This window comes from Bradyrhizobium sp. 157 (assembly GCF_023073815.1).
GTDB lineage: Bacteria > Pseudomonadota > Alphaproteobacteria > Rhizobiales > Xanthobacteraceae > Bradyrhizobium.
In genome coordinates this window covers 1-12,985 of sequence record NZ_JADPKF010000030.1, presented here as the reverse complement: position 1 = coordinate 12,985, position 12,985 = coordinate 1, and the positions used below count along the sequence as shown (strand labels likewise).

Below are 12,985 nucleotides of genomic sequence, written 5' to 3'. Positions count from 1 at the left end.
CTTGCGTGAGGCTCTGCCCGGCCCATCCGGGTAACCCTCGCACTCGCATCGAGGGTGAGTCGCCTCCGCATCGGAAGAGGGACATACGGTCTGAGGAGCGCGCATAGCGCGCGTCTCGAAGGATGGATGGCACCAACCGGGCCACATGGTTCGAGACGGCGCTTGCGCGCCTTCTCACCATGAGGATCGAGGGATCTCAGCGCGTCGGGACCGGTTTGTCGCCGCGGTAGTCATAGAAACCGCGCTGGGTTTTGCGCCCCAGCCAGCCGGCCTCGACATATTTCACGAGCAGCGGGCACGGCCGGTATTTCGAATCCGCCAGCCCCTCATGCAGCACCTGCATGATCGACAGACAGGTATCGAGTCCGATGAAATCGGCCAGTTCCAGCGGCCCCATCGGATGGTGCGCGCCGAGCTTCATGGCGGCGTCGATCGCCTCGACGTTGCCGACGCCCTCATAAAGCGTGTAGATCGCCTCGTTGATCATCGGCAGCAGGATGCGGTTGACGATGAAGGCCGGGAAATCCTCCGATACCGCGATCTGCTTGCCGAGTTTGCCGACAAATTCCTTGGCGGTATCGAAGGTCATATCGTCGGTGGCAATGCCGCGGATCAGCTCGACCAGTTCCATCGCCGGCACCGGATTCATGAAATGAATGCCGATGAAACGCTCGGGACGATCGGTCGAGGCGGCGAGCCGGGTGATCGAGATCGACGAGGAGTTGGTGGCGACGATCGCTTCCGGCTTCAATACCGCGCAGAGTTCGTGAAAGATCTTGCGCTTGACCTCTTCCTTTTCGACGGCGGTCTCGATCACGAGGTCGCAATCCGCAAGCCCATCGAGCGTCTCGGTGGAGGTAATCCGCTCCAGCGCCTTTTTGCGCGCATCCTCGGTGATCACCTGCTTGGCAACCTGGCGCGACAAATGGCCGTTGATAGTCGCCATCGCCGATTTCAGCCGCTCGTCGGACACGTCGTTGAGCACCACGTCCAAGCCGGCAAGCGCCGCCACTTGCGCAATCCCGTGGCCCATCTGGCCCGAGCCGATCACGCCGACCTTCTTGATTGTCACCGTCATCTCGTCATCCACCGGAACGGCGCGCACATCGCGCCTGTTCGTCCTGCTGCCCGTTGTGGCACGCCATATTTACGCGAAGTCGCAAACCCACTTCGCTTTAGCATAAAACACCGGCCGGATGTTACGCATCCGGCCGGTGTTTATCGCTGTGGTTACTTTCCGAGCTTGCCGAGCGCGTCGGTCAGCTCAGGAACCGCCTGATAGAGGTCCGCGACCAGGCCGTAATCGGCAACCTGGAAGATCGGCGCGTCTTCATCCTTGTTGATCGCAACGATCACCTTGGAATCCTTCATGCCGGCGAGATGCTGGATCGCGCCGGAGATACCGATTGCGACATATAGTTCCGGAGCGACCACCTTGCCGGTCTGGCCGACCTGCCAGTCGTTGGGCGCATAGCCGGCGTCGACCGCAGCGCGCGAGGCGCCGACGCCGGCGCCGAGCTTGTCGGCGAGCGGCTCGATGTATTTGGCAAAGTTCTCGCGGCTCTGCATGGCGCGGCCGCCGGAAACGATGATTTTTGCCGAGGTCAGTTCCGGACGGTCGCTCTTTGCCACCTCTTCGCCGACGAAGCTGGAGAGGCCCGGATCAGCCGCAGCGGCGGCGTCCTCCACCGGCGCACTGCCGCCCTCACCTGCCGCGGCAAAGGTCGAAGTCCGCACCGTGATGACCTTCTTGGCGTCCTTGGACTTCACCGTCTGGATCGCGTTGCCGGCATAGATCGGCCGCTCGAAGGTATCGGGCGAAATCACCTTGATGATCTCGGACACCTGCATCACGTCGAGCAGAGCTGCGACGCGCGGCATCACGTTCTTGAAGCGCGAGGTCGCAGGCGCGACGAAAGCGTCGTAACCGGAGGCCAGCGATACGATCAGCGCGGCCAGCGGCTCGGCGAGATCATGGGCATAGGCAGTATTGTCCGCGAGCAGCACCTTCTTGACGCCGGCAAGCTTGGCTGCGGCATCGGCCGCCGCCTTGGCGTTCTCGCCGGCCACCAGCACGTGCACGTCGGCGCCGAGCGCAGCGGCTGCCGTCAGCGCCTTGTTGGTCGCATCCTTGATCGACGCGTTATCGTGTTCGGCAATCAACAGCGTCGTCATCAGAGAACCCCGGCTTCGGTCTTGAGTTTGGAAACGAGCTCAGCGACGTCCTTGACCTTGACGCCGCCCTTGCGGCCGGGCGGCTCCGCTGTCTTGAGCACTTCGAGATGCGGCGTGAGATCGACGCCATAATCGGCGGCGCCCTTGTCGTCGATCGGCTTCTTCTTCGCCTTCATGATGTTGGGTAGCGACGCATAGCGCGGCTCGTTCAGCCGCAGATCGGTGGTGATGATCGCCGGTCCCTTCAGCTTTACGGTCTGCAGGCCACCGTCAACCTCGCGCGTGACCTTGAAGTCCGAACCTTCAACTTCAACCTTGGAGGCAAACGTCGCCTGTGACCAGCCGAGCAGCGCGGCCAGCATCTGGCCGGTCTGGTTCGAATCGTCGTCGATCGCCTGCTTGCCCAGAATGATGAGGCCGGGTTTCTCGGCATCCGCTACGGCTTTGAGAATCTTCGCAACCGCCAGCGGCTCGACATTGCCCTCGGCCTTGACGAGGATGCCGCGGTCGGCGCCCATGGCGAGACCAGTCCGGATCGTCTCCGAGGCCTGCGCCGGGCCGATCGACACCACCACCACCTCGGTCGCCTTGCCGGCCTCCTTCAGCCGCAATGCTTCCTCGACAGCGATTTCGTCGAACGGATTCATCGACATCTTCACGTTAGCGAGTTCCACGCCCGTTCCGTCGCTCTTGACGCGGACCTTGACGTTGAAATCGACCACCCGCTTTACCGGCACAAGAACCTTCATCGATCCTCTTTCGCTTCAATTCTGGGGTTTGATCAGCCTGTATTAGCTTGGGCGCGGAACCTAAAGGTCCCGCTATCGGCGGTCAACGCGCGAAAGCCAAAAATCGGCCTGGGACAAGGCCTACCTTCAAGGCTTACCTTAACGGTTCTGACCCGGCACCCACAACACGTCTCCGGCCCCATTATCGTTCATGGCGCGGCTGGCCACGAACAGGAAATCGGACAGGCGGTTCATATACTGAATGGCAGCCGTGCTCACCGGCTCCTCCGGCCGCGCGGCAAGTTCCACCATGATCCGTTCCGCCCTGCGGCATATGGTACGGGCGAGGTGCAGGTATGCGGCAGCCGGGGTGCCGCCGGGCAGCACGAACGAGGTCAGGGGCGCGAGATGATCGTTCAGCGCATCGATGTCGCGCTCGAGCCGCTCGACCTGGCTCGACAGCATCCGGAGCCGCTCGGCCTTGCCGTCGCGCTGTGGCACCGCAAGGTCGGCGCCGAGATCGAACAAATCGTTCTGGATCCGGCCGAGCATCGCATCGAGTTCGCGGGCATCGCCGAGGTGCAGCCTCACCACGCCGATCGCGGCGTTGGTTTCATCTACGGTGCCGTAGGCGCTGATGCGCAGATCGTATTTCGGGCGGCGCTCGCCGCTGCCGAGCGCCGTGGTGCCGTCATCGCCAGTCTTGGTATAGATGCGGTTGAGCACGACCATAGGCGCCTCCCTTTCCTACCCTTATTTGCCCAACGCCCACACCACAACCATGGTGATGACGATGGCGACGAACTGCAGCAGCACCCGAAGCCGCATCAGGTTCTGCGAGCGGTTCGGCGAGCCGCCGCGCATCATGTTGACGAGGCCGAGCAACAGCACGATAGCCACGGCCGCAAGCGCGATGGGGAGAACAATCGAACTCAGAAAGGATGCCATCGACGGTACATAACACCGCGAGGCGCCGACTTCCACACGTTCACAACTCTCGCACTACCGCTCGACGATCTGGCTTTTAACCCAATAATATCAGATGCTAGCCCCGGCGTTAGGACCGGATCGCGATACCCGGATCGAGGTGAGATGTGAAGCTCATTCGCTACGTCTACCTCGTCGTCATGGAGGCGTTTTACACGTTCCTCGCCGATGACGGCTGGGCGATCGCGAGCCACATCGCGCTGTCGACGTTGATGGCGCTATTTCCGTTCCTGATCGTGCTGACGTCGCTGGCTGGGTTTTTCGGCTCCAAGGAACTCGCCGATGGAGCCGTGGGACTGTTGCTTCAAACCTGGCCGCAACAAGTCGCCGACGCGCTGTCAGGCGAAATCTACGACGTGCTGACGACCACGCGCGGCGACATCCTGACCGTCGGCGCGGTGCTGGCAGTCTATTTCGCCTCCAACGGCGTCGAGGCGCTGCGGGTCGCGCTGAACCGCGCCTATTCGGTGGTCGAGCCGCGAGCGTGGTACTGGCTGCGGCTGGAGTCGATCGGCTATACGCTGGTCGCCGCCGTCACATCGCTCTTGATGGCGTTCCTGATCGTGCTCGGTCCGCTGATCCTGGAGACAGCGCGCCGCCACATTCCGTTCTTCGTCGAGTCCAACGAAGGCCTTCTCACCTTCGCCCGCTACGGCATCACGATCACAGCGATGACGGTAGCGCTGTTCGTCTTGCATGCCTGGCTGCCCTGCGGCCGGCGGAGTTTTCTGCAGATCCTTCCGGGCATCGTCTTTACGATGGTGGGATCGCTGATCTCGGGCGTCGTGTTCGGCCAGTATCTGGCGCGCTTCGCCAGCAGCTATGTGACGATGTATGCGGGCCTTGCCTCGGTCATCATCGCGCTGGTGTTTCTGTACTTCATTTCGGCGATTTTCGTCTTCGGCGGCGAACTGAACGCAGCCATCATGAAATCGCAGTTGCCGAAGGGGTTGTCGCTGCATGAAGCGCAGTCGCCAAGGCGCGCGGGCTCACAGGCTTGACCAGAAAGATCTCGGCGCCGGCGGCGCGCGACGCCGCCTCGTCCTCGCTGCGACCTGATATGCCGATGATCGGAATGCGCCCGAGCGGCGGCTCCAGCGCGCGAATGCGCCTAATCGCCTCGACGCCGTCGATGCCCGGCAGGACCATGTCCATCAACACCGCATCGAACGCGCCTTGCGCGAGCCGCTCGGGCGCCGCCTCACCCTGGCCGATGAAGTCGGTCTGGTGACCGAGTTCGGTCAGGATCGTGTTGAGCACGACACGACCGAATGGGTTGTCTTCGACGCTGAGCAGGCGCAATGGCCGCGGCGAACTGATCGATACCTCGCCATCGGCGCCGGATGCCGCCGGCGCGGCGTCCTTTGCGGGCGACATTACGACGTTGAGGGTAAAGTTGGTGCCGCCGCCCGGGCGCTGCGTCACAGTGATGTCGCCGCCCATGGCACGCGCCAGTTGCTTGACCGACGACAATCCGAGACCGGCGCCGCCGAAGCGCGATGCAATGGAGACATTGGCCTGCGAGAACGGCCGGAACAGGCGCTTGATTTCGTTCAGCGCAAGGCCGATCCCGCTGTCGGAGATTGCGAATGAGACGGCGACCTTGCCCTTCGGACCCCGCACGGACGTGACCTGCAGCCCGACACTGCCCTGTTCAGTGAATTTTACCGCATTGTCGATCAGGTTCTCCAGCGCGGCGCGCAGGCGGACGGGGTCGCCGATTGCAAACCCTGGAAGTTTTTCGGAAATATCGACCGACGACTGCAGGCCCTTGGCCGCGGCGCGCCCGGTCAGCGAATCGCCGGCGTTGCGGGCAAGCGTACGCAGGTCGAAGAAGTCCTGCCGCACCTCGAGCCCGGGGCCGCCGCTGCGCGCGGCATCGACAAACAGGGTCGCAAGGCTCGCCAGATGTTCCGCGCCCGCCCTGATGGTGTCGACCCAGCGCCGTTCGCGTTCGTCGAGGTCCGAGGTCGCCAAAAGATTGCTGATCGCGAGAATGCCGGTCAGCGGCGTGCGCACCTCGTGCGCAAAGGCCGCCAGCGCGGTCTCAACCATGCCGGGCGCAGCGATGGCGGAGGTGCGCGTGCCGCGTTTTCTGACCGCGGCGCCGGACACGCGTTTTTTTGCTCGCCGCTTCTTGGTTGTTCCCGTGGTGCCTGGTGAGCGCCGCTTTGCCGCCATGGTCCCCCTTCCTCTGCCGCGACCAGCATGACACGCGATGGCGGCCGGTGTCACGGAGACGTTTTCAACAACCCGCAGTAGTACTACGGGAATCGTCGGACAAACCGACGAGGCTGCGAATACCCGCAGGGGTGGCACCTTGCCCACGCAATTCGCGCAAGGCCGTGGCTTGCGTCGATTTCGACAGCTTGTGTCCCGACGCATCCTCGACGAGGCGGTGATGCCGATACACCGGTTGCGGGATACCGAGCAACTGTTGCAACACCAGGTGGACGCTCGTCGACCAGAACAGGTCCCTGCCCCGTACCACGTCGGTCACGCCCTGCAAGGCGTCGTCGATCACGACGGAGAGATGATAGCTGGTCGGCGTCTCCTTCCGGGCCAGGATAACGTCGCCCCACGCTTCAGGGCGTGCGGCGACGACACCGGTCTCGCCGCCGGGCCCTGCACCGTGTTCCTGCCAGGCCAGTTCCTTCGTGCGCGCGAGCGCTTGCTGCATGTCGAGCCGCAGCGCGTAAGGCACGCCTTGTGCGATCAACTCGTGGCGCCGGTCCGGCGGCAGCGATTTCGCGACGCCCGGATAGAGTGGCGCCCCGTCGGGATCCCGCGGCCAGGGCGCGCTGGCCTCGCGTTGTGCGACCAGACGGGCGATTTCGGCGCGGCTCTCGAAGCTCGGATAGATCAGGTCCAAGCCTGCCAATTTTTCGACCGCCTCGCGATAGCGCGCAAAATGCTCCGATTGCCGCCGCACCGGCGTTTCCCAGGATATCCCGAGCCAGGTGAGGTCTTCATAGATCGCCGCCTCGAATTCCGGCCGGCAACGCGTCGCGTCGATATCCTCGATCCGCAGCAGAAGCCGCCCACCGCGCTCGCGCGCGAGGTCAAAATTCAATAGCGCCGAATAGGCGTGGCCGAGATGGAGATAGCCGTTCGGGCTCGGAGCAAATCGGAAAACGGGTGGCGGCATTGATCCTGACACTGTCATTGCCGGGCTTGACCCGGCAATCCATCTTTCAAAAGACTTTTACGATATATGATGGATGCGCGGGTCAAGCCCGCGCATGACGAGCCGGGCCAGCCGAAAGTTTCAATGACCATCCACCTCAACAGTCAGTCCGATCTCGAAGACGCCATCCACGCACTGGTGAAGCAGGACCCAAGGCTCAAGCCGATTCTCGAACTTACGGGCATGCCGGCGCTGCGGCAGCGCGAGCCGGGGTTCGCGGGGCTTGCTGGCATCGTCTGCGGCCAGCAATTGTCTACCTCCAGCGCCGGAGCGATCTGGGCGCGGCTGACGGCCGCGTTCGATCCGTTCGATCACGAAGTCATCCGCAAGACCCGCGCCGACCGCCTCGGCCGGCTCGGGCTGTCGGCCGCCAAGATCAAGACGCTGAAGAATATCGCGCGCGAACTGGCTGCCGAGCGGCTTAATCTCGAGGTGCTGGCAGAAGAGGATGCGGATGCCGCCCACCATACGCTGACCGCGCTGCCCGGCATCGGGCCATGGACCGCGGACATCTATTTGCTGTTCTGTCTCGGTCATGGCGACGCCTGGCCGGCTGGCGACCTCGCGGTGCAGGAGGCCGTGAAGATCGGGCTTGGCCTGAAGACGCGCCCGACCGCCAAACAGATGGCGCCGCTGGCGGAACCCTGGCGTCCCCTGCGCGGCGCGGCGGCGCATCTGTGGTGGAGCTATTATCGGGTTCTGAAAAAGCGCGAGGGCGTGCTGGCAAGCAAGCCGTGATCTCTCGTGTCCCGGACGCGGTGCGGCGCTTCAGCGCTGCGCCGCAGAGCCGGGATCCATCTCACCGCGCTCATCGCCCTATGGGCCCCGGCTTAGCAGCGCATCCTGCGTGCTGCGCCGCGTCCGGGGAACGGAGAGTGTCACCTAAACTCCATCTGTCTTCTCACCCCCGCAGCCGCACCCGGTCCTCGCGCGCGCAAGCGGTGACGAAATCGATCACGGCGCGCACGGCGGGGAGATCGACCAGATCGGGATGCGCCAGCAGCCAGAGATCGGCCACGCTGACGAGTTTTTGCGGGGCGACGCGGACGAGTTCGGGATAGGCGGCGGCGACGAAACAGGACAGCGTCGAAATTCCGAGGCCGGCGCGTGCGGCGGCGAGCATGTCGCCCTGCGAGGAGCAGCGCATCACCATCGAGCCCTGCCGCGCGATCGCATCGCTCCAGCGCGCCAGACGCTCGTTCGACAACCGGTCGGCGAAGCCGATGACGCTGTGGCCCTTCCATTCGTCCCGCCGTTCGGGAAGGCGCCGGCGCGCGGCATAATCGCGAGAGGCGTAGAAGCCGGTACCAAGCCGGCCGATCTTGCGGCCGATCAAATTCTCCTCGCCGCTGTCGACCGGGCGCAGCACGACATCGGCCTCGCGGCGGCGGACGCTGGCCGGATATGGATGGGTGATGATCTCGAGCTGGATTTGGTCGTGCTGGCGCAGGAACGGCCCGAGCTTGGGCATCAGCCAGTGCGCCGCCAGTGTCGCGCCGATCGACAGTTTGACCACGCCGCGGGCCTGCGCACCCGTCGCCGATACCGCAGCCTCCGCGCGCAACGCCGCCGCCGCCATCGCATCGACATGCTCGCGAAATTTCTGCCCGTGCGAAGTCAGAGAAAGGCCTTCGTTGGAGCGGGCGAACAGGGGAATGCCGAGCTGGGCTTCCAGTTCGGCGATCTTGCGCCCGACCGTCGGATGACTGGAGCGCAATCGGCGCGCGGCCGCCGCGAAGCTGCGGGTCTCGGCCACCGCGACGAAGGTTTTGCACAGGTCCCAGTCCATCGGCTCCTCGTCCCCAGTCTCGCGCGGGCGCGCTGTTCATTCCTGACGGATTGCCTGTTCAATATTGAACGGCCGGGGCGTGCCGTCCAGCCCTATAATGTGGCCAAACAATTAGCGCCCAGCCAGCGGCTCCGCCCGGTCCGGCGCTCTCAAATCAGCATCGATCGACGCGTCCCGGCACCCCCGGCTTCGCGTCGCAAGGGAGAGACCGAATGCCGTTGCCTGTTTCGCTTGCCAATTCGCTCGAACTGCCCGTGGTTGGATCGCCCCTGTTCATCGTGTCCGGGCCGGAACTTGTCATCGCCCAGTGCAAGGCCGGCATCGTCGGCTCGTTTCCGGCGCTGAACGCGCGTCCCGTCGAAAAACTCGACGAATGGCTGACGCGCATCGAGAACGAACTCGGCGAATACAAGGCGCTGCATCCGGAGAAGAAGATCGCGCCATACGCGGTCAACCAGATCTGCCATCACTCAAACGACCGGCTGATGAAGGACATGGAGACCTGTGTGAAACACAAGGTCCCGATCATCATCACCTCGCTGCGGCCGCCGATCGAAGTCGTCGAGGCCGCGCACTCCTATGGCGGCGTCGTGTTCCACGACGTGATCAACGTCAAGCATGCCCGCAAAGCGGCCGAGCATGGCGTGGACGGTCTCATTCTGGTTTGCGCCGGTGCCGGCGGCCATGCCGGCACGCTATCGCCGTTCGCGTTGCTGCGCGAGGTCAAGCAGTGGTTCAAGGGCACCGTGCTGCTCTCGGGCGCGATCTCGGATGGCTGGGGCATCGCGTCGGCACTCGCGCTCGGCGCCGACATGGCCTACATGGGCACGCGCTTCATCGCCACCGCCGAAGCCAATGCCGCTCCGGCCTACAAGGCCGCGCTGGTCGAGCACGCCGCGCACGACATCGTCTATTCCAACCTGTTCACCGGCGTGCACGGCAACTATCTCGGCCCCTCGATCGTGGCCGCGGGCCTCGATCCCGCCAATCTGCCGCAGAGCGACAAATCGAAGATGAATTTCGGCTCCGGCGGCAACACCAAGGCCAAGGCGTGGCGCGACATCTGGGGCTCAGGCCAGGGCATCGGCCAGATCGCCGACGCGCCGCCGGTGGCTGAGTTGGTTGAGCGGCTGAAGGCAGAGTTCGCCGACGCAAGCAGTGACTTTCTCAACCGAGCGCGCGCCTAAGACGCGCCGGTTTCAATGACGGCCAATCAACCAAACAAACGAAGGGGAGTGAAATGATGAGAGCCATCACGATGTGTTGCGCCGGACTGCTGGCGTTCGCGGCCGGCACGGCCAGGGCCGAAAACGGCGTTACCGCCGACGAAATCCTGATCGGCCAGACCATGCCTTACAGCGGTCCGTTGTCGGGATATTCCGTCCTCGGCAAGATCGCGCAGGGCTATTTCGACAAGGTCAACGCCGAGGGAGGCATCAACGGCCGGAAGCTGAAGCTGCTCAGCCTCGACGACGCCTATTCGCCCCCCAAGACGGTCGAGCAAACCCGCCGGCTGGTCGAGCAGGACGAAGTCCTGATGATCTTCGGAACGCTCGGCACACCGACCAACAGCGCGATCCACCGCTATTTAAACGGCAAGAAGGTGCCTCACCTCTTCATCACGACAGGTGCAAGCAAATGGGCCGATCCGAAGAACTTTCCCTGGACGATGGGCGGAATGGCCTCGTACCAGTCGGAGGGCATCATCTACGCCAAGCACGTGCTGCGCACCAAGCTGGACGCCAAGATCGCAATCCTGTCGCAGAACGACGATTTCGGCCGCGACTACGTCACCGCGTTCAAGCGTGGCCTGGGCGACAAGGCGGCGAGCATGATCGTGGCCGAGGCGGTCTATGAAACCACCCAGCCGACGATCGATTCCCAACTCGCCACGCTGAAGGCGTCTGGCGCCAATGTCTTCTTCGGCGTCGCCATCGGTAAGTTCGGTTCCCAGATGATCCGCCGCAGCGCCGAGATGGGCTTCAAACCGGACCTGTTCATTGTGCCGACCTCGGTGACCTCGATCGCCACTATCCTGCAGCCAGCAGGGCTGGAGAACGCGACCGGGTTGATCTCCTCAGCCTATCAGAAGAACATCAACGATCCGCAATGGGCCAACGATGCCGATGTGAAGGAATACTTCGCGTTCATGAAGCAGTACATGCCGGCGGCCGACGCCCATGACACCACCTACGCTGGCGGCTACGCTGGTTCGGCGTTGCTGGTCCACGTCCTGCGCGCATGCGGCAACGACCTGAGCCGTGCCAATGTGCTGAAGAAGGCAACCTCGCTGAAAAACGTCTCGCTGCCGCTGCTGCTGCCCGGAGTCACGGTGACCACCGGTCCCGACGACTATTTGTTGTTCCAGCAGCTGCGGATGCAGCGCTTCGACGGAAAGAGTTGGGTCGGCTTTGGCGATCTGATCGAAGACGAGTAGAGTTCACGGACAAGAGAAGCCTGGCATGATCATCAGCGGCGAACGCCAAATCAGCTATCCCGATATCCACGTCCGCATCGCGCGGGCGGCGGCGGGCTTCAAGTCGCTCGGCGTCGGTGGCGGCACGCCGGTCGGCATGATGCTGCGCAACGATTTTGCGTTCTTCGAAGTCTCCAGCGCCGCCGCGGCGCTGGGCAGCCCGGTAGTGCCGATCAACTGGCATTTGAAGGCCGAGGAAGTCGCCTATATCCTCGCCGACAGCGGCGCAAAAATCCTGGTCTGCCATGCCGACTTGCTGCCGCAGATCAGGGACGGCCTGCCCGCCGACGTGCGGCTCCTGGTGGTGGCGACGCCGCCCGAAATCGCCGCGGCCTTCAACGTGGCACCCGGGCTGACCCAAGTCCCCGACGGGATGACGGATTGGGACCGCTGGCGTGACATGCATGCGCCCTCGCAGGAGTCTCCGATCGGCAGCGCGCCGATGTTCTACACGTCGGGCACGACAGGCCTGCCCAAAGGCGTGCGCCGCAAGCCGATGACGCCGGAACAGGCCGCGGCCTCCGCGCGGGTCGGCGGCATCGCCTATGGCGTCAAGCCGAACGAGGAGCAGGTCATCCTGATGAACGGCCCGATGTACCATTCGGCGCCGAACTCGTACGGCATGCTGGCATTCCGCAGCGGCTGCACAATCGTGCTCGAACCGCGCTTCGATCCCGAAGACATGCTGCAACTGATCGAACGCCACCGCGTCACCCACATGCACATGGTGCCGACGATGTTCGTGCGCCTGCTGCGGCTGCCGGATGAGGTGAGGCGCCGCTACGATCTGTCGTCGCTGCGCTTCGTCGTGCATGGTGCGGCGCCCTGCCCGCCGCAGGTCAAGCGCGCCATGATCTGTTGGTGGGGACCGGTCATCAACGAATATTTCGGCTCGACCGAAACCGGCATCCCGGTGTGGCATTCGGCCGAGGAGGCACTTGCAAAGCCCGGCACCGTCGGCCGCGCCATCGAGGGCGGCGTCGTCAAGATTTTCCGCCCCGATGGTTCGCTGTGCGATATTGGCGAGCCCGGTGAGATCTTCATGCGGCAAATGTCGGTTCCGGATTTCGATTATCACGGCAAGGCCGAAGCACGCGCCGAAGCCGGCCGCGACGGCCTCGTCAGTGTCGGCGACCTCGGCTACCTCGACGCGGACGGCTATCTGTTCCTGTGCGACCGCAAGCGCGACATGGTGATATCCGGGGGCGTCAACATCTATCCGGCGGAAATCGAGAACGCGCTGATCGGCATGGACGGCGTCCGCGACTGCGCGGTGTTCGGCGTGCCCGACGACGAATTCGGCGAGCGCCTGTTCGCCTGCATCGAGCCGGAAGCGAATGCGTCGCTGTCGCCGGCCGCGGTGCAGGAATTCTTGCGTGAACGTCTCGCCAACTTCAAGGTACCGAAGGACATTCAGTTCATGGATGCCATGCCGCGCGAAGCCACCGGCAAGATTTTTAAGCGCAAGCTGCGCGATCTATATGCCGAGGGGGTGCTGCGGGCGATTGGGTGAGCGTCACGCTCCCCACCCACCACGTCATTGCTGTCGATGTTCACTAATTCGCTGATTGGATCGCGGTGGTCTTGGTAGCGGCGAAGGCCTTGGGAGTTTGCCCTGCCAAGGCCTGATGGGGTCTGTGGTT

Annotated in this window: 13 protein-coding genes; 5 read left to right on the top strand and 8 right to left on the bottom strand. The window is 63.7% G+C overall.

The window, feature by feature from the left end; genetic code table 11:
• Nucleotides 1–196 precede the first annotated feature (196 nt).
• The 5 genes from IVA95_RS06745 to IVA95_RS06725 form a co-directional block, all read right to left on the bottom strand.
• Nucleotides 197–1,078, bottom strand: coding sequence for a 3-hydroxybutyryl-CoA dehydrogenase (locus tag IVA95_RS06745; protein WP_247509801.1), 882 nt, complete (start codon nt 1,076–1,078; stop codon nt 197–199).
• Nucleotides 1,079–1,230: 152 nt separating this feature from the next.
• Nucleotides 1,231–2,175: an FAD-binding protein gene (locus IVA95_RS06740; protein ID WP_247509800.1), complete on the bottom strand. Its 945-nt coding sequence runs from the start codon at nt 2,173–2,175 to the stop codon at nt 1,231–1,233.
• Entirely contained in the window at nt 2,175–2,924 is a 750-nt protein-coding gene (locus IVA95_RS06735) for an electron transfer flavoprotein subunit beta/FixA family protein (protein WP_247509799.1), read from the bottom strand. The genes IVA95_RS06740 and IVA95_RS06735 overlap by 1 nt, the downstream gene beginning before the upstream one ends.
• Before the next feature lie 138 nt (nt 2,925–3,062).
• A complete protein-coding gene (locus IVA95_RS06730) occupies nt 3,063–3,635 on the bottom strand; it encodes a cob(I)yrinic acid a,c-diamide adenosyltransferase (RefSeq protein WP_213285728.1) in 573 nt (190 codons plus the stop codon).
• Between the two features lie 21 nt (nt 3,636–3,656).
• Complete coding sequence (locus IVA95_RS06725) at nt 3,657–3,851, bottom strand: twin transmembrane helix small protein (protein ID WP_213246784.1); 195 nt, start codon at nt 3,849–3,851, stop codon at nt 3,657–3,659.
• A 146-nt stretch (nt 3,852–3,997) separates the two neighbouring features.
• Here IVA95_RS06725 and IVA95_RS06720 point away from each other — a divergent pair, with 146 nt between their 5' ends.
• A complete protein-coding gene (locus IVA95_RS06720; protein WP_247509798.1) occupies nt 3,998–4,891 on the top strand; it encodes a YihY/virulence factor BrkB family protein in 894 nt (297 codons plus the stop codon).
• On the opposite strand, the gene IVA95_RS06715 is transcribed toward IVA95_RS06720, so the two are convergent.
• Entirely contained in the window at nt 4,815–6,071 is a 1,257-nt protein-coding gene (locus tag IVA95_RS06715) for an ATP-binding protein (protein WP_247509797.1), read from the bottom strand. The two genes, IVA95_RS06720 and IVA95_RS06715, sit on opposite strands and share 77 nt — an antisense overlap.
• A gap of 64 nt (nt 6,072–6,135) precedes the next feature.
• The gene (gluQRS, locus tag IVA95_RS06710; RefSeq protein WP_247509796.1) at nt 6,136–7,038 is read right to left on the bottom strand and encodes a tRNA glutamyl-Q(34) synthetase GluQRS; all 903 of its coding nucleotides are present in this window, start codon (nt 7,036–7,038) and stop codon (nt 6,136–6,138) included.
• 123 nt (nt 7,039–7,161) lie between these two features.
• Between gluQRS and IVA95_RS06705 the strand changes: the two genes are divergently transcribed.
• Nucleotides 7,162–7,815, top strand: a complete 654-nt coding sequence (locus tag IVA95_RS06705; protein WP_247509802.1) for a DNA-3-methyladenine glycosylase 2 family protein — start codon at nt 7,162–7,164, stop codon at nt 7,813–7,815.
• Between the two features lie 163 nt (nt 7,816–7,978).
• Here the strand turns inward: IVA95_RS06705 and IVA95_RS06700 are convergent, their stop codons facing one another.
• Nucleotides 7,979–8,866, bottom strand: a complete 888-nt coding sequence (locus tag IVA95_RS06700) for a LysR family transcriptional regulator (protein ID WP_247509795.1) — start codon at nt 8,864–8,866, stop codon at nt 7,979–7,981.
• 212 nt (nt 8,867–9,078) lie between these two features.
• Between IVA95_RS06700 and IVA95_RS06695 the strand changes: the two genes are divergently transcribed.
• Genes IVA95_RS06695 through IVA95_RS06685 form a run of 3 tightly spaced genes read left to right on the top strand, consistent with a single transcriptional unit; the run spans nt 9,079 to nt 12,855 of the window.
• Entirely contained in the window at nt 9,079–10,053 is a 975-nt protein-coding gene (locus IVA95_RS06695) for a nitronate monooxygenase family protein (protein WP_247509794.1), read from the top strand.
• Nucleotides 10,054–10,109: 56 nt separating this feature from the next.
• Complete coding sequence (locus IVA95_RS06690) at nt 10,110–11,303, top strand: ABC transporter substrate-binding protein (RefSeq protein WP_247509793.1); 1,194 nt, start codon at nt 10,110–10,112, stop codon at nt 11,301–11,303.
• A gap of 25 nt (nt 11,304–11,328) precedes the next feature.
• On the top strand, nt 11,329–12,855 hold the full coding sequence (locus tag IVA95_RS06685) for an acyl-CoA synthetase (RefSeq protein WP_247509792.1): 1,527 nt from the start codon (nt 11,329–11,331) through the stop codon (nt 12,853–12,855).
• Nucleotides 12,856–12,985: the final 130 nt, after the last annotated feature.